This is a genomic window from Candidatus Pelagibacter sp. HIMB1506, from assembly GCF_052047935.1.
GTDB lineage: Bacteria > Pseudomonadota > Alphaproteobacteria > Pelagibacterales > Pelagibacteraceae > Pelagibacter.
Genome location: NZ_JBNAIS010000001.1, coordinates 267994 through 294232, shown reverse-complemented (window position 1 = coordinate 294232; position 26239 = coordinate 267994). Strand labels below are relative to the sequence as shown.

General features: G+C 30.3%; 25 protein-coding genes. 5 read left to right on the top strand and 20 right to left on the bottom strand.

Features of this window, described 5'->3' with window-relative positions; translation table 11 throughout:
- Window positions 1-8: 8 nt before the first annotated feature.
- From ACTTA8_RS01480 to ACTTA8_RS01425, 12 genes are all read right to left on the bottom strand, one after another.
- Entirely contained in the window at window positions 9-716 is a 708-nt protein-coding gene (locus tag ACTTA8_RS01480; protein WP_440653944.1) for a cytochrome c biogenesis CcdA family protein, read from the bottom strand.
- Window positions 717-3407, bottom strand: a complete 2691-nt coding sequence (ppc, locus tag ACTTA8_RS01475; RefSeq protein ID WP_440653943.1) for a phosphoenolpyruvate carboxylase — start codon at window positions 3405-3407, stop codon at window positions 717-719. It lies immediately after the preceding gene.
- Window positions 3382-4293 (bottom strand): SMP-30/gluconolactonase/LRE family protein, encoded by a 912-nt coding sequence (locus ACTTA8_RS01470; protein WP_440653942.1) that lies wholly within the window; start codon window positions 4291-4293, stop codon window positions 3382-3384. Before ACTTA8_RS01470 ends, ppc begins: the two co-directional genes overlap by 26 nt.
- Window positions 4286-5458 (bottom strand): mandelate racemase/muconate lactonizing enzyme family protein, encoded by a 1173-nt coding sequence (locus ACTTA8_RS01465; RefSeq protein WP_440653941.1) that lies wholly within the window; start codon window positions 5456-5458, stop codon window positions 4286-4288. Before ACTTA8_RS01465 ends, ACTTA8_RS01470 begins: the two co-directional genes overlap by 8 nt.
- A gap of 6 nt (window positions 5459-5464) precedes the next feature.
- Window positions 5465-6307 carry a fumarylacetoacetate hydrolase family protein gene (locus ACTTA8_RS01460; protein ID WP_440653939.1) on the bottom strand — a complete coding sequence of 281 codons (843 nt, stop codon included), beginning with the start codon at window positions 6305-6307 and terminating at the stop codon, window positions 5465-5467.
- A 21-nt stretch (window positions 6308-6328) separates the two neighbouring features.
- A complete protein-coding gene (locus ACTTA8_RS01455) occupies window positions 6329-7072 on the bottom strand; it encodes an SDR family oxidoreductase (RefSeq protein WP_440653937.1) in 744 nt (247 codons plus the stop codon).
- Complete coding sequence (locus tag ACTTA8_RS01450; protein WP_440653936.1) at window positions 7069-7938, bottom strand: NAD(P)-dependent oxidoreductase; 870 nt, start codon at window positions 7936-7938, stop codon at window positions 7069-7071. The genes ACTTA8_RS01455 and ACTTA8_RS01450 overlap by 4 nt, the downstream gene beginning before the upstream one ends.
- The gene (locus ACTTA8_RS01445; protein WP_440653934.1) at window positions 7935-9257 is read right to left on the bottom strand and encodes a TRAP transporter large permease; all 1323 of its coding nucleotides are present in this window, start codon (window positions 9255-9257) and stop codon (window positions 7935-7937) included. Before ACTTA8_RS01445 ends, ACTTA8_RS01450 begins: the two co-directional genes overlap by 4 nt.
- Before the next feature lies 1 nt (window position 9258).
- Window positions 9259-9828: a TRAP transporter small permease subunit gene (locus ACTTA8_RS01440; RefSeq protein WP_262590473.1), complete on the bottom strand. Its 570-nt coding sequence runs from the start codon at window positions 9826-9828 to the stop codon at window positions 9259-9261.
- A 59-nt stretch (window positions 9829-9887) separates the two neighbouring features.
- Window positions 9888-10904 carry a TRAP transporter substrate-binding protein DctP gene (gene dctP / locus ACTTA8_RS01435; RefSeq protein ID WP_262590472.1) on the bottom strand — a complete coding sequence of 339 codons (1017 nt, stop codon included), beginning with the start codon at window positions 10902-10904 and terminating at the stop codon, window positions 9888-9890.
- 125 nt (window positions 10905-11029) lie between these two features.
- Complete coding sequence (locus ACTTA8_RS01430; protein ID WP_440618229.1) at window positions 11030-11998, bottom strand: 2-hydroxyacid dehydrogenase; 969 nt, start codon at window positions 11996-11998, stop codon at window positions 11030-11032.
- Window positions 11999-13783 (bottom strand): IlvD/Edd family dehydratase, encoded by a 1785-nt coding sequence (locus tag ACTTA8_RS01425; RefSeq protein WP_440653932.1) that lies wholly within the window; start codon window positions 13781-13783, stop codon window positions 11999-12001.
- A 46-nt stretch (window positions 13784-13829) separates the two neighbouring features.
- On the opposite strand from ACTTA8_RS01425, the gene ACTTA8_RS01420 reads away from it, so the two are divergent.
- From ACTTA8_RS01420 to ACTTA8_RS01410, 3 genes are read left to right on the top strand one after another with little or no spacing between them, the layout of a single operon-like run.
- Window positions 13830-15335: a UxaA family hydrolase gene (locus tag ACTTA8_RS01420; protein ID WP_440618227.1), complete on the top strand. Its 1506-nt coding sequence runs from the start codon at window positions 13830-13832 to the stop codon at window positions 15333-15335.
- A 13-nt stretch (window positions 15336-15348) separates the two neighbouring features.
- The gene (locus ACTTA8_RS01415) at window positions 15349-16212 is read left to right on the top strand and encodes a DMT family transporter (protein WP_440614164.1); all 864 of its coding nucleotides are present in this window, start codon (window positions 15349-15351) and stop codon (window positions 16210-16212) included.
- A 13-nt stretch (window positions 16213-16225) separates the two neighbouring features.
- Window positions 16226-17083 carry an NAD(P)-dependent oxidoreductase gene (locus tag ACTTA8_RS01410; RefSeq protein WP_440614163.1) on the top strand — a complete coding sequence of 286 codons (858 nt, stop codon included), beginning with the start codon at window positions 16226-16228 and terminating at the stop codon, window positions 17081-17083.
- A gap of 284 nt (window positions 17084-17367) precedes the next feature.
- On the opposite strand, the gene ACTTA8_RS01405 is transcribed toward ACTTA8_RS01410, so the two are convergent.
- The 3 genes from ACTTA8_RS01405 to ACTTA8_RS01395 all read right to left on the bottom strand — a co-directional run bounded on the left by ACTTA8_RS01405 (window position 17368) and on the right by ACTTA8_RS01395 (window position 20872).
- Entirely contained in the window at window positions 17368-17889 is a 522-nt protein-coding gene (locus tag ACTTA8_RS01405) for a hypothetical protein (RefSeq protein ID WP_440653930.1), read from the bottom strand.
- A gap of 8 nt (window positions 17890-17897) precedes the next feature.
- Complete coding sequence (locus tag ACTTA8_RS01400; RefSeq protein WP_440653928.1) at window positions 17898-20327, bottom strand: FAD-dependent oxidoreductase; 2430 nt, start codon at window positions 20325-20327, stop codon at window positions 17898-17900.
- Between the two features lie 77 nt (window positions 20328-20404).
- The gene (locus tag ACTTA8_RS01395) at window positions 20405-20872 is read right to left on the bottom strand and encodes a c-type cytochrome (RefSeq protein WP_440653927.1); all 468 of its coding nucleotides are present in this window, start codon (window positions 20870-20872) and stop codon (window positions 20405-20407) included.
- On the opposite strand from ACTTA8_RS01395, the gene ACTTA8_RS01390 reads away from it, so the two are divergent.
- Window positions 20867-21394 (top strand): cytochrome b, encoded by a 528-nt coding sequence (locus tag ACTTA8_RS01390; RefSeq protein WP_440614159.1) that lies wholly within the window; start codon window positions 20867-20869, stop codon window positions 21392-21394. The two genes, ACTTA8_RS01395 and ACTTA8_RS01390, sit on opposite strands and share 6 nt — an antisense overlap.
- 16 nt (window positions 21395-21410) lie before the next feature.
- Window positions 21411-22727 (top strand): MATE family efflux transporter, encoded by a 1317-nt coding sequence (locus ACTTA8_RS01385; protein WP_440653926.1) that lies wholly within the window; start codon window positions 21411-21413, stop codon window positions 22725-22727.
- Here ACTTA8_RS01385 and ACTTA8_RS01380 read toward each other — a convergent pair.
- The 5 genes from ACTTA8_RS01380 to ACTTA8_RS01360 are packed head-to-tail and all read right to left on the bottom strand — an operon-like array spanning window position 22714 to window position 26238.
- Window positions 22714-23151, bottom strand: a complete 438-nt coding sequence (locus tag ACTTA8_RS01380) for a DUF4396 domain-containing protein (RefSeq protein WP_262590461.1) — start codon at window positions 23149-23151, stop codon at window positions 22714-22716. The two genes, ACTTA8_RS01385 and ACTTA8_RS01380, sit on opposite strands and share 14 nt — an antisense overlap.
- Window positions 23151-24167: an MBL fold metallo-hydrolase gene (locus ACTTA8_RS01375; protein ID WP_440614157.1), complete on the bottom strand. Its 1017-nt coding sequence runs from the start codon at window positions 24165-24167 to the stop codon at window positions 23151-23153. Before ACTTA8_RS01375 ends, ACTTA8_RS01380 begins: the two co-directional genes overlap by 1 nt.
- Before the next feature lies 1 nt (window position 24168).
- Complete coding sequence (locus tag ACTTA8_RS01370) at window positions 24169-24477, bottom strand: AzlD domain-containing protein (protein WP_440647620.1); 309 nt, start codon at window positions 24475-24477, stop codon at window positions 24169-24171.
- 1 nt (window position 24478) lies between these two features.
- On the bottom strand, window positions 24479-25165 hold the full coding sequence (locus ACTTA8_RS01365) for an AzlC family ABC transporter permease (RefSeq protein WP_440647618.1): 687 nt from the start codon (window positions 25163-25165) through the stop codon (window positions 24479-24481).
- 14 nt (window positions 25166-25179) lie between these two features.
- Entirely contained in the window at window positions 25180-26238 is a 1059-nt protein-coding gene (locus tag ACTTA8_RS01360; protein ID WP_440653925.1) for an ABC transporter ATP-binding protein, read from the bottom strand.
- Window position 26239: the final 1 nt, after the last annotated feature.

Here is a 26239-nt window from a genome sequence, read left to right as displayed (position 1 = left end):
TAATTACTTTAACCAAAGTTTTGCATAAAAGGAAAGATCTCAATTAAATAAAACCCAATTGCTTGCAATTTATTTGTAATAATTAATATCCCAGTTACTAAAAGAATTGCACCACCTGCTTTTGATATAATATTTATATACTGACGCATATTTTTTGAAAAAATTAAAAATTTTTGAATTAAATAGCCAGATAAAACAAAAGGTATGGCTAAACCTAAAGAGTAAAAGCTTAATAAAATTATTGCTCTTGATAAAGTATCTTCAATTGAAGCTAAAGCCAAAATTGATCCTAATATTGGACCAATACAAGGTGTCCATCCAAATCCAAAAGCAGCACCAATTATCACAGGAAAGAAAAAACTATCAATTTTTTTAAAATCAAATCTTCTATCAATATTTAAAAATCCAAAATTAAAAACACCTAATAATTGTAGTGAAAAAAATATAACAATCAGTCCTGCAATTAATCTTAAGGATTGAGAATTCTCTAACAATACTTGTCCCAAAAAAGATGCTGAAGCTCCAAAAATGATAAAAACTAATGAAAAACCAAAACAAAATTTAATTAAGGGAATAATATTAAAATTTTGTTTCTCTGTTATTTCTTTGAGAGATTGGCCTGATACAAAAGATATATATCCAGGTATCAAAGGTAAAACACAAGGAGATAAAAAACTTATTAACCCTGCCCCAAAAGCAATTAAATATTCAATCATCTATCCAGTGTTTTTCATTGCTGCAGAAATTCCTGCGATAGATGTCATTAAAGCATCGTCTAAATATTTCTTATCTAAATTTTTATATTTTTTATTTGTTAATTTATTCATTATATTTGCCTGAAGAATGTTTAGCATCTCAGTGTAGTTGTTTCTGATAAATAAAGCTTTTCTAAACTCTTTCCTCTCTTTTATAACTTCTTTTGGGGTAATTTTATTGTGCAATTTGACCAATGCATCAAATTGAAACCTTAATCTTTTTCCAATTCTTATCAAAGATTTATCAGCTAAATTGTTTTCATAAATCACTGATATTTCAGGATCAACCTTTGAAATCACCATGTCCAAAATATCCATTGTTGATACAAAATAAGGCCAGTTCCTCTCCATGTCTGTCATAGTTTTTTTAAATTTTTTAATTGATCCATATCTCAAAGCCTCAGTTGTACCGAGCCATGCAGGAAGCATTAATCTAATTTGTGTCCAAGCAAATACCCAAGGAATAGCTCTTAAACTTTTTATATTATCAACATTTTTTCTCTTAGTAGGTCTTGAACCAATTGCGAGTTTTCCAAGAGATTTATGCGGAGTAACAGTTTTAAAATATCTAATAAAATCTTCGCTTTGATTTAAATACTTTCGGTAAGCAGATGTAGAAATCTCAGACATTTTTTGAATAAGCTCTCGCCAATTTGGTTTAGATCTAGGAGGTGGATTTAAAGTAGCCTCCATTACAGCCCCGATATAACTACATAGATTGTATTCAGCTAAAGGCTTATATCCATATTTTTGCTGTATCACCTCTCCTTGATCAGTAATTCTAATTTTTCCATTTACTGTTCCAGATGGTTGAGATTTAAGAGTTGCCTGAATTGGTCCTCCTCCTCTTCCTGGAGATCCTCCTCTTCCATGGAAAAATACAAGATCTATTTTATATTTTTTAGCTAAATTTCTAAGTTCTTCTTGAAGTTTGTATTGATGCCAACTTGCAGATAGTTTTCCCGCATCTTTACTAGAGTCTGAATATCCAATCATTACCTCTTGTTTTGAGTTGATCATTTTTCTGTACCAAGGAAGTTTAAATAAATTTTGCATAACACCATTGGCATTCTTTAAATCATCTAAAGTTTCAAAAAGTGGTACTACTCTTAACAAATTCTTTGTTTCGGCCTGTAATTGCAGTAAATAAACAGATAAAATATCAGATGCTTTTGAAGTCATTGAAATTACATAAGCACCCATACATTGCTCTGGCTCTTTAGATATTTGTTTAAATGTTTTCCAAACTTCTAAATTCTCTTTGTCCCTTAAATTAATTTTATTAACAAAAGATTTTTTTTGTTTTATTGATTTATTAAGTAATTCAATTTTCTTTTCTTCAGGTAATTGTGAATAATTAATTTTATTTTTCTTTTTAAATATTTCATTTAAAAGTTTTTCATGTCTATCAGACTCCTGTCTGATATCTAATCTTGCTAAATTTATTCCAAAACATCTAACTCTTCTTATCAAATCCAACAAATCTGCATTTGCAATGTGTTGACCTTTGTTCATGTTTAAGGAAGTTCTAACTTCTCTTAATAGATTTATAATTTCATACTTATCTTTTAGTAATTTATTTTCATCTAATGGTTTATCATAATTTATATGTGCTTCAATTAACTGATGTGTTCTTCTTACTTTGTCTCTTAAAGGTCTTAAATAAACTCTATAAGGTTCAAAACTATTTCCAGTAACTGTTTTGATTTTATTAGAACATTCTTCCATTGATAAATCTTGAATTAATTTTGTAAGTTCTCTTTCGTATAACTTTGCAGCTTGCCATCTTGAAAATAAAATCACTTTTTTTGTTACTTCAGATGTAACATTTGGATTTCCATCTCTATCACCACCCATCCAGGAACCAAATTGAATAGGATTAAAATTTCTAGGAAGATCTTTATTTAGATTTTTCCTAAAAATATCATTCAATCTTTTGTAAACTCTTGGAATTGTATCCCATAAACTATCTTCTATTACAGCCAAGCCCCATCTAGCTTCATCAAGTGGTGATGGTTTGGTTCTTTTTAATTCATCAGTTTTCCAAATAATGGCTATCTCCGAATATAATTTTCGATCTATTTCAATAATCTTTGCGGGGTATTTTTTATAAAGATGACGTTGTTCCATCAAGGTAGTTAAATTTGCGTATTTTTGAATTAGTGTTCTTCTCTTAACTTCTGTTGGATGTGCGGTGAGAACTATTCCAATATCAAGTTTTGTTGCCTGATCATAAATTTTTTTGTCAGAGATTTTTCTATTTTTAAATAGATTATTAATAATATCCTCAATAAATAGATTTTGTTTTTTGTTCTTAAAATATGGATTATCGTATTCATTAAGTTTTCTAGATGCATCTAACGACTCAGCTAAATTCATTAAATTTAGAATATGTGAAAAAGCTCTAGTGACCTTAAAAGTAATTTCAGGTGAAAGCTTTCTTATGTCTTTTGAAATTTTGGAAAATACCTTACTTTTATTTTTATCTAATAAGGTGTTTTTAGATAATAATCTTAATCGCTCAACAATATTGAAAAATTTTGTGCCTTCTTGATCTTTGATTACTCTTCCAAGGAAAGTTCCTAATAATCTTATATCTTCTCTTAAAAGCTTAGTAGGTATTCGTTCATAGTAAAGATCTCTCTGCTTCATTACTTAAAATAAATTTTTTTTGTAAAACTCCTTTTGTGTTTGTTTTTACACCAAAAAAGAATCCTGAATATCTAAATTTTCGCAAATCAGCCTTGTCCATTCCTTTTGTAGCTGTTGAAACGTAGAGTTCTTGATTATTCTTACCACCAAAGGCACAATTAGTAATATTTTTAGCTGGAAACTTAATTCTGTGAATTAATTTTGCTCTACTATTAAATACTGAGACACATGCCCCACGAAAATGGGCAACCCATAAATTTTTATTTTTATCTACGGTCATTCCATCTGGAACTCCTTCTTCAGGAGTTAACTTTTTAAATATTTTTTTACTAATTATTTTATTATTTTTATTTATCTTAATTTTATAGATAATTTTTTTAGGACTATCATTGTGGTAAAAATTATATTGATCGATAAATGCTGGGCCATTTGTAATTCTATAGTTTTTATCAACTCTAGTTAATTTTAAATTTTTATCTAATTTATACAAAGATCCTTTTTCAATTTTTCTCTCTAAGTTATCCATAGTTCCGAACCAAAGATTTCCAGCAGGATCAGTTTTGCCATCGTTTATTCTATTCAATTTTAATTTAGGTTCTATAGGTATCGATTTTAAAACTTTTTTTGATTTTAAATTTTGAATTCTTAATTCACCTTGTAATCCTAAAATAAATATATGATCTCTTACATGAGCAATGAAACCTATCTCTTTATTAACTTTAAATATTTTCTTTTTTTTATTTTTAATATTTAAAGAACAAATTTTCTTTTTCTTTATATCAACAAAATAAATTGAGTTGTGTTCTTTAACCCAAAGTGTTCCTTCGCCTAAAGTACATCTTATTTTCCAAATAGGTTTTGGCTCTGTAGTTTTAATTTTATTCATTTACTTCAAACTCCTTAATAAAGTCCTCATTAGGATTTATACCAATACCTACATTGTCTGTCACTGATGCAAACCCATTATTGTTTTTAACTTGATCTAAAATTGAAAAATTTTCTTTTGGTAGATCTGTAATAAAGATATTTTTCTCTGTCGTATCAAATTCTAGCATAGATTTTGTTGGGAATAATCTCCCTGGCATATCTGGTTGTGCAGTCAATAAATGAAGATTTACCGCTATGCTTACAGCAGATCCCCAAACATGATTAATTACTGGAACAAAGTTAGCCTGCGCCAAGGCTGCAATTTTCAAATATTCTGTAATACCTCCTAATCCACATACTTCTGGTTGAGCTATATCAATGCAATTATTGGTAATTAATTTATTCCATCCATACTTTGTAAATTCTGCCTCACCTCCTGCTACACTAGTTGATATATTTTTTTTCAATTCTCGATAACCGTTGTAATCTTCGGGAGCAACAGGTTCTTCAAACCAATAAACATCTAGTTCATCAAGTCCTTTTCCAACATAATGAGCATCTTTCAGATTATAAGCATGGTTAGCATCCACCATTAATTTAAAATCTTTACCTATAGAATTTCTAACTGCTTGAACCAACCTTAAATCCTCTTTTGGACCTAATCCAACCTTCATTTTCATAGCTTTAAAGTTTTTTGATTTAATCTGTTTAGCTTCTTCTTCAAACAATGGAATTAGCTCATCAACTGATTTTTTTTGCAACATCATTCCATATCCATACACAGGAACTTCATTATTACATTTTCCACCAACAAGTTGGTAAAGAGGAGAGTTTGTTTTTTTTCCTAAGATATCCCAAAGAGCTATGTCAACTCCTGACAAAGCTTGTATTGGCATTCCTTTTTGACCACTATCTCTTAAAAGATTGTAAACTTTTTGCCAAATATGTTCTTTATTCAAAGGGTTTTCACCTATTATTAAAGGCTGAATTACCTTTTCAACAATGAACTTATTAGCTAAAGCAATATTACCTGGACCAAAACATTCGCCCCATCCAGTAATACCTTCATCAGTTTGTACTTCGACTAAATGAGCTGTTCTGTGTTTATAATATTGTTGTGAATAACCTAATTCTTTCTCTAACTCATATTTAAGTACATGACTTTTAATAGAAGTTATTTTCACAAAAGATTATAAAGCAACTACTTTAGAGTTTTGCTCTCCTAAATTTTCAATTGATAATCTCATTGTATCACCAGCTTTTAAGAATTGTTGTGGTTTCATTCCCATACCAACTCCTGGAGGCGTACCAGTTGTAATAATATCACCCGGCTGTAATGACATGAATTTACTTAAATAAGATACAATAACGTTAACATTAAAGATCATTGTATTAGTATTTCCAGTCTGCATTCTTTGACCGTTAACATCTAAACTCATTTTTAAATTGTTGATGTCAGCAATTTCATCTTTAGTTACTAAATAAGGTCCAATTGGTCCATACGTGTCATGAGATTTTCCTTTAACCCATTGACCCATTTTTTCTATTTGCCATTCTCTTTCACTAATATCGTTTACTAAACAATATCCTAAAATGTGATCTTGTGATTGAGCTTCTGGAATATGTTTTGTATGTTTTCCAATTACAATTCCTAATTCTACTTCCCAGTCTAATTTTTTTGAACCAGACACAATTTCGATATCATCGTTAGGACCATTGATACAACTTGTTGCTTTCATAAAAGTAATTGGCTCAGATGGAACTTCTGCTCCTGTTTCAGCAGCGTGATCTGAAAAGTTTAAACCAATTGCAATAAATTTTCCTGGTTTTGTAATACATGAACCAATTCTTTCACTTGAAGATATCTCTGGAAGACTTGCTAAATCAGCACTTTGTAATTTTGAAATAGTTTCAAAATTTAAATGATCAGGATTTAAATCTGAAATATGTGAACTGATATCTCTAATTTTACCATCATTGTCTAAAGCCGCTGGTTTTTCTTGTCCTTTTTGACCTACTCTTAATAATTTCATAATTGTCCTTCTGTTATTAAATTATATTGAAATTCCACCATCAACAGAAATTGTAGTTCCTGTTGTAAATGTTGCATCATCACTTGCGAGATAAACTGCAACTGCAGCAATCTCTTCTGCAGTTCCTAATCTTCCCATTGGTTGTCTTGCAATAAAATCTTTTTTTGCCTGAACTGGATCTGGGCTCTGGTTTACTCTGTCTTGCCAAGATGGTGAGAAAACTGTTCCAGGAGCAATTGAATTACATCTGATATTTTGTTTTACAAAATCTGCTGCAATTGCTTTAGTTAAACCAATGACAGCACCCTTTGTTGTTCCATAGACAAATCTGTTTGGAAAACCTTTTAAGCTTGAAGCACATGAAGACACATTAATTATACTTCCACCTTTTTGTTTTACCATTAGTGGTAATATCGCCTTACACATAAAATACATTGATTTCACATTTACATTTGATGAGAAATCCCAATCTTTTTCATCACATTCAAGAATTGTTCCATGATGAACAAATCCAACTGCATTAAATAATACATCTACTTTATTAAGAGTTTTAGTAAATTCTAAGATAGCGTTGTTATCAGTTGAGTCTAATTTGGTAACTTTAATATCTGGATATTCTTTATTTAATTCTGCTAAAGTTTTATCGTTTAAATCTGTAGCTGTTACATGAGCTCCTTCTTTATGAAATGCAATTGCTGTTGCTTTTCCAATTCCTTGTCCTGCTGCTGTTACAACAATTTGTTTTCCATTAAGTCTTCCGCTCATTTTTTATTTATCCTTTCAATCTCGTTATAAAGTGAACTGTGATCAGTGTTACCATGACCATTATCAACTAAAGTCTTATACATTTCTTTAACTAAATTTGAAATAGGTAAATGAGTGTTATAAGAATTTGCACATTCTAAAATATTATTCATATCTTTCAAATGAGTATAGGTCTTACCCTTAGGACTAAAATCTTTATCAATCATCCTTTTTCCATGTGTTTGAAGTATTTTACTATCAGCCCATCCACCAGAAAGAGCTTTGATTAATTTATTTGGATCTGCTCCAGCCTTTTCACATAATGTTATGGCTTCTGCAACAGCTCCTATTGTAACTCCAACAACAATTTGATTTGCTAGTTTTGATACCTGTCCACTTCCAACAGGTCCAACTAATGTTGGGTTTCCCATTGCTTTTAAAATTTTTTCAGATTTATCAAAAATACTTTGTTCACCGCCAACCATGATAGCTAGTGAAGCTTCTTCTGCTCCGATTGTTCCTCCTGAAACTGGTGCATCTAAATAATTTACATTTTTTGATTTTAAATTAGTTCCATGTTTTGCTGCTGTCGTGGGTTTTACAGAGCTCATATCTATAACTGTTGATCCTGATTTTAAGTTGTCTAAAAAATCTGAACTAGAAGTTATTGCATCTACAGCACTATCATCAGTTAACATGGTAATGACAAAATCACTATCCTTAACTACATCGCTTATTGTTTTTGAAATTTCTGCACCAAACTCTTTTAGTGGTTCTGCTTTTTCTATTGATCTATTAAAAGCTTTTAATTTAAATCCAGATTTTAATATATTTTTAGCCATTGGTAGGCCCATTAGGCCTGTTCCAATAAATCCAATTGTTATCATGGTTTAGGTTTAAACTCGTGGAAATTTTGTGTCATTACTTCAGGGAAGAACATAACACATGCTAATACAATTAACTGAATTACTATAAATGGAGCAAAACCTCTAAAGATATCTGTTAAAGATATGTGTGGAGGAGCAACCGATTTTAAATAGAAAGCGGCGGGTCCAAATGGTGGACTTAAAAATGAAACCTGCATATTTACACAGAATAATATTCCAAACCAAATCGGATCAAAACCAAGTGCAAGTACTATAGGTAAAAATACTGGCATTGCTAACAATACAATTCCAACCCAATCCATAAATGCTCCCATGATTAAAAACATAATCTGCATCATAAAAATTAAATACATTGGTTTTAAATCATAAGCTAAAATTGTTTCTGCAACGTATTTTGGGCCACCAGCAAGAGAATAAGCTCCCGCTAAAACTGTTGCACCAAATGTAATTGTCAAAATAGTTCCAGATGCTTTGAAAGTTCTTGTTAATGCATCCTTAAATAAAAACCATGTCAGTTCTTTTCTTGCAAAAATAATAATTAAAGTAGCAACAACACCCATTCCTGCTGCCTCAGTAATACCAGTCATTCCAGAATAAATTGAACCTAATACAATAATTACAATTCCAATTGGTGGAAGTAGACCTGGAAGGTAAGACATTTTTTCTTTTAAAGTTAAAGCCGGCTCATCACTTAATGGAGCTAAATGAGGCTGTAATCTTGTTCTAATAAGAATGTATGTAATAATTAAACCTGAGATCATTAAACCTGGAACAATTGCTTCTTGGAATAACATCGTAATAGAAGTCTCTGTTGTTAATCCATAAATAATTAAAACAATTGATGGAGGTATCATTGTTCCTAAAGATCCAGATGCACAAATAATACCAATAGACATGTCTTGATCATATTTAAGTCTTAACATTTGTGGTAATGCAATTAATCCTAATAAAACTATTTCTCCTCCAATAATTCCACTCATTGCAGCCATGATGGTTGCCATGATTGCAGTAACTACACCTACTCCACCTCTAGTTTTTCTTAACCAAGCGTTTAATGCATCATAAAGATCTCGTGCAATATTAGAGCGTTCGAGCAAGGAGGCCATAAAGATAAACAAAGGTACTGATAAAAATGAATAAGTAACAACCAGTGAGTAATACCTTGAAAGCAATATTCCTAATGCATGCTCACCTATGTATAAAAATACTAGTACTGCACCCATGAAACCTGATGCAAATCCCATCGGAACACCAATAGATATAAGTGCTAATAATCCAACTATTAATATTATCGAGAGTGTTCCTATTTCAAATTCCATCTTACTTTAATTCTTTAGAAGGGTCGTATTGTTTCTCTTTTGGATTTCTCCAATCAATGATTAGGTTATTTACAGATTGAACTGCTATAAGAAATACACATAAAAGTGTAAGTGGTTTCATTGTAGCTGGAATTGGAGGATCCCAATAAGTTGCAAATCTTTCCCAGGTAGTGAAAGATCTGTGTGCATCTTCCCATCCACCATAAATTACTGCTGTAGCAAAAAGTACAATAATAATAGTACTAATTAAGTCAAAAATTCTTTGAGTTGGTCTTCCCACCCAGTCGTAAAGTAAAACTATTCTAATATGGCTTCTTAATCTTGTTGCATATATTCCACCAACCAAATAGCAAACACCTGCAAGCCACAAACATAACTCATTTGCCCATAAAGTTGGCTTAAATAAAACATATCGCATAAAAATTTCATACATCATCACAATTACAATTACAGGAATTAGATATTTTATTGTGTGACTTAAAAATAAGGAAACTCTATCAATCCAATTAATTGGAAAATCATCTTTACTCGCTACTTTTTCGTTTTGTTCTTGTAACTCTTTATCTATCATTGAGTAAAAATTTTAGATTTTATTCGAAGGGCCTTTTCAGGCCCTTCAAAATTTATTTATTACATAATACCATTAGCTTTCATGTAAGCTTTGTGTATTTCGATTAAAGCCGCAGCTTCTGGAGATTTAGTCTTCCATTCTTCCCAAGCAGCAAGTGCAGCTGTTCTGAATTTAAGTCTATCTTCTCTAGACCAGTCATGAAGAGTAACGCCCATTTCATTTAAAGCTTTAACAGCTTCAGCGTTTTTTCTCTCAACTAGACTAGTAATAGTTCTTCCAGCAATTTCTATTCCAGCTTTCATAGCACCTTGCTCATGTGGCTTTAACTTGTTCCATACTTTTGTGTTACAAGCTAAGTGGTCAGCCGGCATAGAGTGGAAACCTGGGTATGTAGCATATTTGTTTTGCTCATAGTGTCCACCAGCATAGTTAGTTGCTAAAGATGAATAGTCAGCACCATCGATTAGACCAGTTTGTAAAGCTGTAGGAACTTCACCAAAGTCCATAACGATTGGCTTAGCGCCTAAAGTTGTAAAGATCATACTTTCCATTCCTGGAGGTGATCTAAATTTAAAGTCTTTCAATGAAGCAACATCTGGAATTGGTCTGCTAGATATTAAAGACTCATGTCCTGGTATCCACCAACCAATTAAAGTCATTCCATATTTGTTGTATAATGCATCAACAGCATCTTGAGCACCTGGGTAGTTCAAGAATTCATATTGTTGGTATGGGTTATCGTATCCACCCATTACATCACCTGCGAATTGGAACGCTGCATTTTTACCAGTTTGGTAACCAGCACCAGTCATATCACAATCGATAATTCCAGTTTGTGCAGAGTTAAATACCTCAGCAGATTTACCTGTTACTGAAGATGAGTAGAACATTTCAATTTTCAAGCTTCCACCAGAAAACTTTTCTACATTTTTTGCGAACTGAGCCGCAACTTCACCATTTGGTGAGCTAGCAGTAAAGTGAGTTTCAATCTTTAAAGTCTTTGCATTTGCAGAGCCAAATAAAGCAACTGAAACCATAGCCACCGCTGCTAAAGTTTTAGATATTAATTTAAACATTATCTTCCTCTCGTTTATGTTTTTTCGAAAGTTAATCATAAATGATTTTCTATTTCAATTAAATCGGTTTAATTATTATATATAGAAATTATATATATTTTATAAACACATAGGTTAGAATTGCTCTAAACTACTTCTGAAATCAAAGGTTTTTCATTAAAAAAACAATAGATATTGTCTACCGCCATCATGCTCATTGCAAGACGTGTTTCATGTGTCGCACTACCTACATGAGGAAGAACAAAACAGTTATCTAGTTTTAAATATCTGTTATCTAAATTTGGTTCATTGTTGAAAACATCTAAACCGGCTGCATAAATTTTTTTATTTTCTAGTGCATCAATCAATGCATCGTCATCAATTGTTGAACCTCTTGATGTGTTTATGACAACTGCATGTTTTGGTAATAAACTTATTGTATCTTTATTAAGAATATATTTTGTTTCTGCGGTAGCTGGTGTGTGTATGCTTACAAAATCACAATTTGGTAACATCGAATTTAAATCTGAATAATATTTTGCACCATCTTCTAAATCTGCAGACAACTTATTTCTATTATAATAAATTATTTTCATTCCAAATGCTTTTGCACTTTTAGCAGCCATTCTTCCTATTCGTCCCATACCAATAATACCTAAAGTTTTGCCAGTAACTGAGTTACCAATCATAAATTTAGTTAAGTCAGGTTTTTGATTTTTCCAATTATCAGTTCTAACTAAATTATAAGCTTCGCCAATTCTTCTTGAGGCAGCTAATATTAAAAGAATAGTTAGCTCTGCAACAGCTTCGTTTAATACATTTGGTGTATTGGTAACTTTTATTTTTTTTTCTAAAGCTGAGTTAATAGAAATATTATCGTAACCTACTCCTACCTGAGCAATGATTTTTAATTTACCATTTAGATTATTGAAAAAATTTTCTCCAATTTTATCAAATCCTGTAGAAATCATCCCATCATAGTCATTTATTATCTTAATTAATTCACTTTCTGGAATTGGCTCATCTTTTGGATTTAATGTTACATCAAATTCTTTACTTAATTTTTCTTCTGCTAAATCTGAAATTTTTCTAGAAACTAATATCTTTGGTTTCATTTAATGAGAGTCTCTAGGTAAACCTTTTGTATGAGATATATCCAAATATTTTCCTCTAGAATTAATACAAGCACCATCATCTAATTGACCTACTGTATTTCTGAATATTTCTTGCCAAGGAGTTTGATTATTTGCTTTAAATTTCTTTCTATTTTTTCTTCGCTTCTTAAATTCAGGTTGAGAAATTAGTAAATCAACTCTTCTTTTATTTAAATCAATTTTAATTTTGTCACCTGTTTTAACTATTCCTAAATCTCCTCCAACTGCAGACTCTGGAGATACATGAAGTATTGAAGGACTTTCAGATGTTCCACTTTGTCTTCCATCTCCTAAAGTAGGAAGATGTCTGATACCTTTTTTTAACAATCTGTCAGGTGGTTGCATGTTCACAACTTCTGCAGAACCAGGGTAACCTACTGGACCACATCCTCTAACAATTAGTATTGAGTTCTCATCAATTTTTAATTTCTTATCATTAAGTCTTTTATGGTAATCTTCAGGACCTTCAAAAACTATCGCCTTACACTCAAAAGCATTAGGGTGTTTAGGGTTTGATAAATATTGATCTCTAAATTCTTTACTAATTACTGATGTTTTCATTATTGCAGATGAGAAGAAATTGCTTCTCATAACTAAAAACCCAGCTTTTTCTGTTAGAGCATTTTTAAATGTTTTGATTACTTTGCTATCTACATCAATTTTCTTTTTCAAATTTTCACCTACTGTTTTTCCAGTTACAGTCTTTATATTGGTATGAATTTTTTTATTCTTAATTAATTCTTTCATAACAGCTGGAATTGCACCTGCTCTGTGAAAACTTTCCATTAAATATTCACCAGCTGGCTGGCAGTTTACTAGCAAAGGAATATTATGACCTAATTTTTGCCAATCAGATAAATCAAACTTAATTCCCATGTGTTTAGCTATTGCACTTAAATGTGTTGTGCAGTTACTTGATCCACCTATTGCACTTGCAACCACTACTGCATTTTCAAATGCTTTACGTGTCATAATTTTTGATGGTGTTAAATCTTCATGAACCATTCCGACAATTCTTTTTCCAGTTTCATATGAAATCTGTTCTCTTTCTCTGTAAGGTGCGGGAATTACAGCTCCTCCGGGTAGAGACATGCCTAAAGCTTCTGCAACTGAATTCATTGAAGATGCTGTTCCCATAGTATTGCAATGACCAGCACTTGGTGCAGAAGATGCAACCATATCCATAAATTCTTCGTATTTAATTTCTCCCTTAGCTAACATTTTTCTAGCTTCCCAAACTACTAATCCAGATCCAGCAAGTTTTCCTTTGTAAACTCCATCTAACATTGGACCACCTGAAAGAACTATTGCAGGAATATTAACTGTGGCTGCTGCCATTAAGGCTGCAGGAGTAGTTTTATCACATCCTGTAGTTAAAATAACTCCATCTATTGGATAACCATACAAAACTTCTACCAAAGATAAATAAGATAAATTTCTATCCAACATAGCTGTTGGTCTTTTTCCGGTTTCCTGAATAGGATGAGTTGGAAATTCCATAGGAATTCCTCCAGCTCTTCTGATCCCATCTTTAATTCTTTTAGTCAAAGACATAAAATGTCTGTTACATGGAGAAAGATCACTGCCTGATTGAGCAATACCTATAATTGGATTTCCAGATTGTAATTCTTTTCTTGTAAGACCATAATTTAAGTACCTTTCTAAATATAAAGCCGTCATGTCAGGGTTTTTTGGATTATTGAACCACTGTTGACTTCGGAAACTCTTTTTTCTTTTTTTAGGCATAATTAATATAATGGTTTGTTTAAGTTATTGGTTATATAATAAATTTATGAATAATCTAATAGTTTTAAATGGCAATGACAATGTTGGCGTAAGTCAATTTATCATACCAGAAAAAACAAAAATTGAAGGACATAATATAAGTACGTTGGATCCAATCCCTTTTGGTCACAAAGTATGTTTAAAAGAGATTAAAAAAGGTGATCCTATTATCAAATATGATCAAATTATTGGATTTGCTTTAAATGATATTAAACCAGGAGAGCATGTTCACTCTCATAATTTAGAATTTAGAGAATTTAAAAGAGATTTCAAAGTAACTGATAAATCACACAATGTTGACGAAAAAGCAGATACTTTTTTCAATGGAATATTAAGAGATAACGGCCAAGTAGCTACAAGAAATTATATTGGAATAGTTAGTACCGTTAATTGCTCTGCAACAGTTACAAAAATGATTGTTGAAAAAATAAAGTATTCAGAAATTTTAAAAGATTATCCAAATATAGATGGAATTGTGCCAATTACTCACTCAACAGGATGTGGGATGAATACTGAAAGTGAAGGAATGCAAATTTTTCAAAGAACGATTGATGGTTTTAAAAATCATCCAAATTTTTCTCATGTTTTTGTTATTGGTTTAGGTTGTGAGTGTGCCCAGGTAAGTTTATTTGATGAGTCTCTTAAAAAGCACAATAGAATTCACTTCTTAACTATCCAAGATGAAGGTGGAACTAAAAAAATTGTTGATAAAGTATTATCTCAAATAAAAAACCTATTATCTGAAGCAAATAATGTTCAAAGAACATCTCAGCCTGTTAGTCATTTAACTTTAGCCTTACAGTGTGGAGGATCTGATGGTTATTCAGGAATTACAGCAAATCCTGCATTGGGAGTTGCTGCAGATATTTTAGTTAAAAAAGGTGGAAGCTCAATATTATCTGAAACACCAGAAATATATGGAGCAGAACATTTATTAATTAATAGAGCTAATTCACAACAAACTGCAGATAAATTAATTAAAAGAATTGAATGGTGGAGACATTATACATCGATAAATAATAGTTCTATGGATAATAACCCCGCACCAGGAAATAAAAAAGGTGGACTTACAACTATTTTAGAAAAATCTTTAGGAGCAGTTGCTAAAGGTGGAAACTCAATTTTACAAGACGTATTGAATTATGCTGAACCTTTAAAAAATAAAGGTTTCAATTTTATGGATTCACCTGGATATGATCCAGTATCTGTTACAGGGCAAGTTGCATCAGGCGCAAATGTAATTTGTTTTACAACTGGAAGAGGATCTTGTTTTGGATGTAAGCCAGTTCCAAGTTTAAAGCTCTCAACTAATTCAGCAATGTTTGAAAGAATGTCAGAAGATATGGATATTAATTGCGGAACAATAGCTGAAGGAAAAGAAAAAGTTGAGGAAGTTGGTCAAAAAATATTTGAATTAGTAGTAAATACTGCATCAGGAAATAAATCAAAAAGTGAAATCAATGGCTACGGTGACGAGGAGTTTAATCCTTGGCAAGTAGGCGTTGTAATGTAAAAAATTTCCTAAAGTGCAAAATCAAACATCTTTATTAAACGTAATTTTATTAGCTGCAGGTGGTTTCTTTATGTTTGTTTGTATGGATTCTAGTGCAAAATACCTAGGTACAGTCATGCCTATTCCACAGGCTATATGGGGAAGATTTTTTTTTCATCTAGTATCTTTAATTGTGTTTTTTTTAATTTTTAAGCCAAAAGTAAACTTAAAAAAAAATTTCAAAGTTCAAATAATTAGATCAACATTAATGGTGACAGCTACAACGTTTATGTTTTTTTCTCTTCAAAAGTTTGACCTAGTAGATATTTATGTAGTTTTCTTTACAGCCCCATTAATCGTTGCTTTACTTTCTGCTTATTTTTTAAAAGATATTTTGACTTTTAAAGGAATTCTTTTGATGCTCCTTAGTTTTAGTTCAATTGTTTATTCTTTAAGTCCTAGCATGAAAATATTTAGTGTAGATTTAATTTTTCCAATCGTTCCACCTATATGTTGGGCGCTTTACCAATTTTTTACAAAAGTAGTATCAAGTGATAACGATCCATTTGCAGCAATATTTTATACTTCTATTTTGGGAGCAATAATATTTAGTATTTATATTTTTTTTAAATGGGAACCATTAAGTAATAATATTTTTTGGTTATACTTAGCGCTACTTGGTTTTGCAGGCTTTGTAAGCCACTCTTTAATTATTTATGCAATTCAATTATCAAATTTATCTTTTGTAACTAATTTTCAATATTCTCAATTAGTTTGGTCTACAATTTTTAATTTTTTCATTTTTGGTGTACCATTTGATATAAATAAGATTGTGGGTGTTGTGGGTGTAATAATATTTGGTTTATTATTTATAAGAACTGAAGGTAAAAAAACTTAAAATTGGAGGTTTGATGAAAAATATTGGTTTTATTGGTGTTGGTTATATGGGTTATGGAATTGCTAAAAACATCATTAAGCACAAAAATAATCTTTTTGTAATTGCTAACAAAAATCGTAAACCTATTGAAAAGATAGTAAGTGAGGGAGCTAAAGAAGTTAAATCTTTTGAAGATTTTGCATCTAAAAATTTAGATGCTTTGTTTATGTGTGTTACCAATACACCTATTGCGAAATCTATTTCAGAAAAATTATCAAATATCTTAAGCAATAAAACAATTGTAATTGATATTACTACTCACAATAAAACGGGCTCTATTGAAACTGAGGCAATTTTTAAATCAAATAATATCAACTACGTTGAATGTCCAGTAATGGGAGGACCTGTTCAAGCAGAAGAAGGTGTTTTGGGTGGTATAGTTGGGGCGTCAGATGAGAATTTTAAAATAGCAGAGCCTTATTTTAATATATTTTGTAAGGATTATTTTCATTTTGGTCCAGTAGGTATGGGTGCAAAATCAAAACTTTTAAATAACTTTTTATCTTTAGGAAATGGAGCATTAGTAAATCATTTAGCAAAATGTGCTACTGGATTAGGATTAGATCTAAAAAAAGTATTTGATGTTGCAAAACTAGGATCTGGAAACTCTGCGGCTCTGAACAGAGTTTTTGATAATTTACTTAAAGGTGATTACACAGGATTTAAATTTACTGCAAGTAACTCTGTTAAAGATTTAACTTACATTCAGGATCTTTTAAAAGATTTTCCTGAAGCTGAAAAAGTTGCTGAACTAAATAAAAATTATTTTCAAAAAGCTGTTGATGATGGTTATGGAGAAAACTTTATTAGTGAATTAATTAATAAAAAATAATTGAAGGAAGTTAAATAAGATATCGGGAATCTACTAAAGCAGTAGGTTGTATTCAACTTATATATTTGCACTAAATGCAAATAAATTTATTGAAAATAATTTTGATATAATTACCTTTTTATATGAAGGAGGTTTATGTTAAAATTGCTACCACCTGATACTTAGCTGAAGATCGTTAGATATAAAAAAACTTAAAATAATAAAATCCGTTTGGATTTAATGCCAAAGAGGCAATAAAAAGGGAGCTCTTTAGGTATCAACTAAAGAGCGAACCCTTAAAAAAATTAATTTTTAGACTTTAATATTTCTAGCGGAAGTGGTGCTTCAGGATATTTTTTTTCACATAACTTTTCATAAATTTCACAAAAGTTAAAAATTGTTTTTACAACTTCGTTTTCATCTGTTGAGTTTAATTTTGTAATTAACATATCTCGATCTTTTTCTAACTCTTTAATTTGTTCACCTGAAAAAAATTCTTCAGTTTCAATTTCCCAGTAAGTATCCTCTAATTCTACTTCACTTAATTCATTTAATTTTTTTTGTAACATTATAATTGTTTCATCATCAGTTTCTGTGTTTCTCATAGGAGAATTTTTTAATTTGCCTAAACATTTGTCTCTTAAACCATCAATAAAATGATCATAAGGTTTTCCTAAACTTAATTCTTTAAAATGATTACTAATAAAATATTTTTTGATTGCTGAATCTGTAGAAATTTTTTCTTTACCCTTAATTATTGCAACCTGAACATATATCTCTTGAGAAACGTATTCCTCTATATGATCTGTTACTGATACTGGAAGCATTGTTTATTTTAAGACTTTAGCCTGTCGTTATTTACATCAAAAGCAGGTCCATCAATAACTTTTGATTTAACATCTTTTCCTTGGATTTTAATCAAAAACTCATTTCCAACTTTAGCAAATTCAGTTTTGACATATCCAAAGGCTAAACTTTTGTTTACTCTATACCCATAAGCCCCTGATGTAGTGAGACCCACTAAATTACCATTAGAGTAAATTGGTTCATTTCCATGAGCATCTGCATCTACAGCATCAACTTCCATATAAACTAATTTAATTTTTGGACCATTTTTTATTAAATTCGATACAATTTTGGATCCTTTAAATTCAGATTTTTTTTCAATATTAAAAAACCTTTCCAAGCCTGCTTCAACTACGCTAATTTCTGGAGTTAATTCTGACCCCCAACCTCTGTATCCCTTCTCAATCCTCATAGAATTCATTGCATGAGCTCCAAAATCTATAATATCAAATTCCTTACCAGCTTCACTTAATAACTCATATAGTTTTTCCATGTCATTAAAGTCATGATGCAGTTCCCAACCTAGTTCACCCATATAGTTTACTCTTAAAGCTTCTACAGTAATGTTACCTAAACTTATTTCCTTACTTTTTAACCAAGGGAAATTTTCATTTCCTAAATCTGTATCTGTTAATTTTTGTAAAACCATTCTTGATTTTGGTCCTATAATACCAATTACACCTTTGTCTAAAGTTATATTTTTAATTTCAACTTTTTCGTTTTCTTTTTTATTCTGATTTAGCCAATCCAAATCTCTAATTTCTGATACTGCACCTGATAATGCGTAATAATGGTTATCTTTTAATTTAGTTAAAGTTAGTTCAGTTTGAATTCTTCCAATATCATTTAAAAGATGAGTTAAAACAATACTTCCATCTTTTTTTGGAACTCTATTAACACAAAGTCTTTCTAAAAAGTTATAACTATCTTCTCCAGTAATTTCATATTTTGAAAAAGTTGATAAATCTATCAAGCCTACATTGTTGTGAACATGTAGACATTCTTTTTGAATTATGGGAAATAAATTATTTCTTTTGTAACTTAATTCTTCTTTAGTATTATCTTTATTAAACCAAGCTGGTTTTTCCCATCCATATAAATCAAAATATTCAGCACCTTTTTCTTTCAACTTTTGGTAAATTGGCGTTGTTTTCATTGGTCTTCCAACCTCTACAACATCATTAGGCATTGGAGTTACATACATTCTTCGATATTGCTCTTTTGATTTTTCAACTGAATAATTTTTATCAACCCAGCTCATGTATCTTCTTGGTTCAAATTCCATCATGTTTATTTCTGAGTCACCATGCACAATCCACTGAGCCATGTATTTTCCAGCTCCCCCTCCATGAGCAATTCCAATACTTGCTGCACAAAACATCCAAAAGTTTTTTAGTCCAGGTGCAGGACCAGCTAAAAAATTATCATCAGGAGTATGTGTAATAGGACCACATATAATTCTTTTAATACCTACATCTTTAAACTGTGGAATACGATCCATTCCTTTTTCTAAGTGTTCTGCAATTCTATCAAGATCTGGATCTAACAATTCCATATCAAATTTCCAATCCATTCCATCTAAAGCCCAAGCTGCTACATCTTTTTCATAAGGACCAATTAAAAGTCCTTTGCCCTCTTGTCTTAGATAAGAAGAAGAGTCTGGATCTCTCACAACTGGCAATTCTTTACTTAATTTTTCTATTTCAGTATGTGCTTCTGTAACTAAGTATTGATGGATCATATTTATACTTGGAACATTTTTTAAACCAACCATCTGTGCTACTTCTGGACAAAAACTTCCTGCAGCATTAACAACATGCTCACAAACAATATCACCCTTTTCAGTAATTACTTTCCACTCTCCTGAAGGTAATTGTTCAATATCAGTTACTCTATTTTTTCTATAAATTTTGGCTCCACCATTTCTTGCACCTTTAGCCATTGCATTTGTTGTGCTGGTTGGATCTGTATAGCCATCTTCTGGAGTTAAAAAAGCACCTTTAATTCCATCTAACTTTATAAAGGGATGATATTGATGAATTTCCTCTGTTGATATAATTGAGCAAGGAGAACCAGCTATATCTAAAATTCCTTTAGTGTAATCAAACCACTCAAGATCCTCTTTGGTATATGCTAACCTTAAACTTCCTGTTTCATGAAATCCTGTTGGTTGCGCAGTTTCTTTTTCTAGTGACTTATAAAGGTTAGTTGAATGAAGATGAATTTTTGCAAGATTTAAACTCGTTAACATATGAGGACATTGACCTGCAGCATGCCAAGTTGATCCTGAAGTAAGTTCACTTTTTTCAATTAATACAACATCATTCCATCCTTCTTTTGTAAGATGATAGAGTAAACTAACTCCCATTATACCACCGCCAACAATCACTAGCTTGGCGTGAGATTGAATTTTATCCATAAAAAAAGAAACTACTTAGATTTTAAATTAATTAAACAAAATTAATTTTAATTAACCAAAATGGGTATATGAATTTATTAATGAGGTTTTCTATATTTGGAATGACAGGCCTTACAATTCGCCCACATTAATTTTCCTAGAGTTCCTCTGATATCATCTGCATCTTCTATAATAGAAGTGAGTTTAATCATATCATCAGCAGATTTTTGCATTAATGAATTAAAAGCATCTTTTTCTTCCCAAATTATAGTTAGTGCTTCTGTTTTAAATCCTTCTTTAGAATTTTCTGGAAATAGATCTAATAAAGTAATGTAATTTTCACTCATTTCTTTCATTAGTTCTATCGCTTCATCAAAATCTCCATTTGAAGAAAAAGATTGTACCCTCTTAGCGGTACTATAATTCTTACTAAATAGTGCTTTTCTACTTTTAATAATATCTTCTACTGACAACTCAGCATTAGCTAATGAGCCAGAAAACACCATAATTAAAGATAATATTATTGTACCAAAGATCTTCTTGGTATGTTTTAATAAGTTATGCATGTTAAGAACACCTTAACAGAATATGGACTGATTTCAAAGTTAATGCACTGGTTAAGTGCAATCTTGCTTTTAATTCAAATTCCTCTTGGCTTTTATTTAGTTGGTTTAGATTTTGGTGAGGAAAGAATAACTATTGAAAACATTCATGTATTGATTGGTCTTGGAATATTTTACGTTATAATTTTTAGATTACTTAATAATTTGATTAATCCTGTTCCAAAGTTAGGACCTGCTACTTTTATGGGGCAAAGGTTTATTGCTAAACTAAATCACTTATTTTTATACATCACAGTCTTATCAATAACTATTTCAGGAATTTTAAAGAAACTATTTAACGGTGAACCTCTAGTGATTTTTTTAAAAGAAATAAAAATAAAAGACAATTTTGAACTAGCTGATCAATTTTATAACATTCATATAATATCAAACTATGTACTTATTGGTTTAGTTGCTTTACATGTAAGTGCCGTAATAATTCATAAATTATTCTTTAAAGAAAATTTATTAAAAAAAATATTATAATAATTAATAATCAGACATGGAAAAATCATCTATTGGATATATCTTAAAATTATCTATTCCAATTTTTTTTGCCAACCTTGCGATTCCATTAGTGGCAATTATTGATACGTCTTTAATGGGTAACTTAGGTAATGTTTCTTATTTATCTGCAACCTCTGTTGCAGCAAATTTATTTTCAATGATTTTTTGGAGCTTTGGATTTTTAAGAATGGGAACAGTCGGTATGGTTTCTCAAGCTAATGGAGCTGAAAATTATAAAGAAATTATTAATATTGTTTTAAGAAATTTGTTATTTGTAATTATACTTTCTATTGTCTTATTTTTTGCTCAAAATTTAGTTCTTAAGATAAGTTTACAAATATTTGATCTAAATTCACAAACTACTTCTTTTTATGAGGAATATTTTAAAATTAGAATTTATTCAGCTCCAGGCGAACTTACTATTTATATTATAACAGGTCTTTTTGTTGGATTACAAAAAACTAAAATTTCAAGTATTGCAGTAGGATTTTTCTCAATATTAAATATTATATTGAGTATAATTCTCGTAACTCAATACAATTTAAACATTAAAGGTGTTGCTTATGGAACTCTTTTTTCTGGGATAATTACCTCTACTGTTTTTTTAATTTATACTTTTTTTTATTTAAACAAGCTTACAAAGATTAATTTTATATTAAGGGAAATTGTTGATCTAAATAAATTAAAAAATATTTTTAATATTAATTTTAATATTTTTATTCGAACTATATTACTTACTTTTTCTTTTTTGTGGTTCACATACCTTGGATCAAAAATTGGAGAAGAGTATATAGCTGCTAACGCGATATTAATTAATCTCGTCTTTCTATCAGCATTCATTTTAGACGCTTACGCATTTTCAACTGAAGGAATTATTGGTTATTCATTGGGTAAAAAAGATAAAAATTTATTCAGTTCAATTGTTAAAAATTCTTTTATTTTAAGTTCAGTTACAGGCTTAGGTATTTCTGTTGTTTATTATTTTATACATAAGAATGTGATTTATATGATGTCTGATATTGATCTAATAAGATCTTTAAGTTTAGATTATTCAATTTGGATGATTATCTTGCCTTTTTTTGCATCTTTTTGTTATCAATTTGATGGTATTTTTATTGGAGCCTCTCAAACAAAAGAAATTAGAAATGCTATGTTTTTTTCTGTTTCTTTATATTTATTAATTTCTTTAGTTCTTACAAATTATATTTCAAATCATGGGGTATGGATATCACTAACGATATTTATGATTTTGAGAGCTTTGTCTTTATTTTATTATTTAAACAAGATTTATTTAAGATTTAATGACAGTTAATCCCGTATTTTTTTAATCTCCAGTAATTGTAGGGCCATGGAGTTAAAAAACCTACTATCAGCATAATTGGAATAACCCACCAAGTTAAAATGGCACCACCTGTTAAAACAAAGTCAGTCAAATTCATCATTACTTCCATACTAATCATTGAAATCAAACTCATTCCAGAAGCTGTCTTCAAAGCATTATTAAATACAAAACCTTGTCTCATTAGGATTATTGTTTCTAATATTATACTTGTAATTAAACCGTTTATTATTGCTAGTATCATTATTCCTAATACTGGAAACGGAATTTGTGTAAGTTGAAAAAATAAAATTGTTCCAAAATCTCCAATGGCACAACCTAACAAACACCAGGCTGTATTCTTTGCGCTTCTTCTCCAAGTATGTTTACAAGACCAATGAAAAGTTGATGCTGTCATTATTTAATTTCTAATCCTTTTTTTTTCCATTTTTCCAACCCACCAATTAAGTGAAAGCAGTTACCAAAATTATATGATTTAGAAATTTGAACTGCCAAAGTAGATCTGTGTCCATGAGCACAGTAAAAAAGAATTTTTTTATTTTTTAAGCTATCTTTATTTTTTTCAATGTAATCATGCATGGAAGGAAATGGGACTATATTACTGTTATCTAATTTACCTTCTTTATCTATTTCATTTTGCTCTCTTAAATCTATCAGAACTGTATTCTCCTCTTTTTTGATCTTGTTAAACTCCTCTGGCTCAATTCCATTGTTTACTTTTTGGCGGTTTAAATCAATGCCCAACTTAAGATTACTTGGAACTGCAACATCCATCATTTTGGGATCTGGTAAATTTAAATTATTCATAATATCCACGTACTCTTCTACTGATTTTACCTGTAATCTTGGATTAAATTGTCTTTCTTCTATAATAGTACTTACCATTTCTCCTTTATAATCATGCGCAGGATAAACTAGAGTTTGATCAGGTAGTTTTAATAATTTGTTAAATATTGAATTATAAGAGTCTTTAGGATCTCCGTTTTGAAAATCTGTTCTACCAGTACCTCTAATTAATAATGTATCTCCTGTAAACACTCTATCACCCATCAAAAAACTAAAGCTCTCAGAAGTATGGCCAGGAGTGTATAAAGCTTGTAGATCAATTCCATCTATTTTAATTATCTCTTCATCTGATACTCTCATTGCAACTACATCGGCAGGAGTTTTATTACCCATAACAGTTACACAATTAGTTTTATCTCTTAGTTCAGCAATTCCAGAGATATGATCTGCGTGAATATGGGTATCTATCACCTTTACTAATTTTAAATCTAATTGATTTAACAAATTAATATACTGATCAACTTTTTCTAAGACTGGGTCTATTATTAAAGCTTCTCGTCCCCTTCCAGATGCAATTAAATAAGTATAAGTACTAGAAACACTATCGAATATTTGTCTAAAGATCATTTTAGATAAATATCAAAAACCAATAAGAAATTAAACCAGACAAAATAGTTGCGATTATATTTCTTGAAAAATAACCAACAATTACCGCAACAATTGCAGCAAATATTTTAGGGTCATTCATTTCAATGAACTGACCGTAGTCATTTATAAAAATTCCTGGAAATATTATTGCAGGAAACACGGCTGATGGAACATAAGCTAACACAGCTTTTATTTTATCTCCCAACATGTCTCGACTTACTAGAGCTACCATCGTCATTCTAGTAAAGTAAGTTAATATTCCTGCAACAATAATTGATAACCAGGTCATTTTATTTTTTTAACCTCAATATTAAAGCCGCAACAAACAAAGCAAGTATAGGTGAAATAATTATATAAGATCTAAATGGAGCATCATAAAATAACAATGAACTCAATCCACACACAATCATTACAATTAAGTGATCAATTTTTTTTAAATCTTGTATTACGATAGCTATAAACGTAAGTGGTATTGCAAATTTTAATCCAAGTTCCTCTGGAACAAATGAACCTAAAATAATCCCTGACAATGTAGCAATTTGCCAACAAACCCACATCGTGCAACCTGTACCAATCAAATGATAATGTAAGTATTGCTCTGATTTGTTTTTTTTAAAAAATTTATTAGATTCTGCAAAACCTTGATCAACAATAATATAAGAGATTAATAATTTTTTTATTAATGATAATTTTTCTAGGTACTCTGATAAAACTGCTCCATACAAAAGATGTCTTGAATTAATAACACCGACAGATGTTGCTGCTACCAATCCAGATGCACCACCTGATAGTAATTGTAAAAAAACAATTTGTGATGCACCACCAAAAATTATTATAGACATCGCATAAACTAATAATGGGTCAAAACCCAATTCAACACCGATAGCTCCACAAATTATTCCAAATGGAATCACCGACAACATGTGTGGAGAAATATCCAACATGCCTCTAGTAAATAATTGTTTTTTTGTAAGCATTTATTTGGGTTCTATTAAAAACAAACTATGTGATCAATATTTATCGGTCGTTTAATCCCAAATTTTTCGTCAATTTCATGTTGATGAACGTGGTGAGAATGGACAAAAACAGGAATTAACAAATCACTACTAGTTTTTAGAGTATATATAAAATTTGTTCCTCTAAACTTTCTATCTACCACTTCTAATTTTAAATTGCTTTTATCATCATGTTCTAAATCTTCAGGCTGTAACAATAACTGGACTTTAGATCCTTTTGGATAATGTTTTGTAAAATTACCTTTAATTGTACCTAAATCATCATTTTCTAAAGTATTTTCATCTGTAACTTTTGCTGGAATTAATATTCCTCTGTTTAAAAAATTAACTACATCAACAGAATTTGGGAAGTGATAAACATTATAGGGATCATCAAATTGTTTGAGTTCTCCGTCTAAAATAATTCCACATTTGTTACCTAAATAGAATGCTTCGTAAGAGTCGTGTGTAACAATTATTGTTGTAATTTTTAAGTCTTTTAAGATTTGCTTTAACTTTACCTGTATTTCTTCTTTGAAACTTTGGTCTATATTCGACAAAGGTTCATCTAATAGTAACAAATCAGGATTTGATAACAAAGATCTGGCTAAAGAGGCTCTTTGAGCTTCTCCAGAACTAATTTCATGAGGATATTTTTCTAAGATTTTTTCTAAATGAAGAAATTTCACTATTTCTTTAAAATTTAAACCTTTCTTCTTTTTTTTATTTCTCTCAGCCCCAAAATTTATATTTTCCAAAACATTGTAGTGAGGAAATAGAGAGTTGTCTTGAAAAGCCAAAGATATATTTCTATCCTCAGGTTCAACATGGTTTTCTTTAGATGAAATAATTTTATTTTTTAAAATAATTTTACCAGAATGAATTTTTTCAAGACCAGCTATTGTTCTTAATATTGTAGTTTTTCCAATTCCAGAGGGGCCTAACAAACAAACTATGTCTCCTTCATTTTCAATATTAAATGAAACATTGGTTACTTTATTTTTAGAGCTTGCAGCAAAAGTAACATTCTCAATTTCTAAAAAATTATTTCTCATT

Excerpts from the sequence above, each read along its gene's own strand:
- ACTTA8_RS01480 (WP_440653944.1), bottom strand. The coding sequence starts at position 716 with ATGATTGAATATTTAATTGCTTTTGGGGCAGGGTTAATAAGTTTTTTA.
- ppc (WP_440653943.1), bottom strand. The coding sequence starts at position 3,407 with ATGAAGCAGAGAGATCTTTACTATGAACGAATACCTACTAAGCTTTTA.
- ACTTA8_RS01470 (WP_440653942.1), bottom strand. The coding sequence starts at position 4,293 with ATGAATAAAATTAAAACTACAGAGCCAAAACCTATTTGGAAAATAAGA.
- ACTTA8_RS01460 (WP_440653939.1), bottom strand. The coding sequence starts at position 6,307 with ATGAAATTATTAAGAGTAGGTCAAAAAGGACAAGAAAAACCAGCGGCT.
- ACTTA8_RS01455 (WP_440653937.1), bottom strand. The coding sequence starts at position 7,072 with ATGAGCGGAAGACTTAATGGAAAACAAATTGTTGTAACAGCAGCAGGA.
- ACTTA8_RS01450 (WP_440653936.1), bottom strand. The coding sequence starts at position 7,938 with ATGATAACAATTGGATTTATTGGAACAGGCCTAATGGGCCTACCAATG.
- ACTTA8_RS01445 (WP_440653934.1), bottom strand. The coding sequence starts at position 9,257 with ATGGAATTTGAAATAGGAACACTCTCGATAATATTAATAGTTGGATTA.
- ACTTA8_RS01440 (WP_262590473.1), bottom strand. The coding sequence starts at position 9,828 with ATGATAGATAAAGAGTTACAAGAACAAAACGAAAAAGTAGCGAGTAAA.
- dctP (WP_262590472.1), bottom strand. The coding sequence starts at position 10,904 with ATGTTTAAATTAATATCTAAAACTTTAGCAGCGGTGGCTATGGTTTCA.
- ACTTA8_RS01430 (WP_440618229.1), bottom strand. The coding sequence starts at position 11,998 with ATGAAACCAAAGATATTAGTTTCTAGAAAAATTTCAGATTTAGCAGAA.
- ACTTA8_RS01425 (WP_440653932.1), bottom strand. The coding sequence starts at position 13,783 with ATGCCTAAAAAAAGAAAAAAGAGTTTCCGAAGTCAACAGTGGTTCAAT.
- ACTTA8_RS01420 (WP_440618227.1), top strand. The coding sequence starts at position 13,830 with ATGAATAATCTAATAGTTTTAAATGGCAATGACAATGTTGGCGTAAGT.
- ACTTA8_RS01410 (WP_440614163.1), top strand. The coding sequence starts at position 16,226 with ATGAAAAATATTGGTTTTATTGGTGTTGGTTATATGGGTTATGGAATT.
- ACTTA8_RS01405 (WP_440653930.1), bottom strand. The coding sequence starts at position 17,889 with ATGCTTCCAGTATCAGTAACAGATCATATAGAGGAATACGTTTCTCAA.
- ACTTA8_RS01400 (WP_440653928.1), bottom strand. The coding sequence starts at position 20,327 with ATGGATAAAATTCAATCTCACGCCAAGCTAGTGATTGTTGGCGGTGGT.
- ACTTA8_RS01390 (WP_440614159.1), top strand. The coding sequence starts at position 20,867 with ATGCATGTTAAGAACACCTTAACAGAATATGGACTGATTTCAAAGTTA.
- ACTTA8_RS01395 (WP_440653927.1), bottom strand. The coding sequence starts at position 20,872 with ATGCATAACTTATTAAAACATACCAAGAAGATCTTTGGTACAATAATA.
- ACTTA8_RS01385 (WP_440653926.1), top strand. The coding sequence starts at position 21,411 with ATGGAAAAATCATCTATTGGATATATCTTAAAATTATCTATTCCAATT.
- ACTTA8_RS01380 (WP_262590461.1), bottom strand. The coding sequence starts at position 23,151 with ATGACAGCATCAACTTTTCATTGGTCTTGTAAACATACTTGGAGAAGA.
- ACTTA8_RS01375 (WP_440614157.1), bottom strand. The coding sequence starts at position 24,167 with ATGATCTTTAGACAAATATTCGATAGTGTTTCTAGTACTTATACTTAT.
- ACTTA8_RS01370 (WP_440647620.1), bottom strand. The coding sequence starts at position 24,477 with ATGACCTGGTTATCAATTATTGTTGCAGGAATATTAACTTACTTTACT.
- ACTTA8_RS01365 (WP_440647618.1), bottom strand. The coding sequence starts at position 25,165 with ATGCTTACAAAAAAACAATTATTTACTAGAGGCATGTTGGATATTTCT.
- ACTTA8_RS01360 (WP_440653925.1), bottom strand. The coding sequence starts at position 26,238 with ATGAGAAATAATTTTTTAGAAATTGAGAATGTTACTTTTGCTGCAAGC.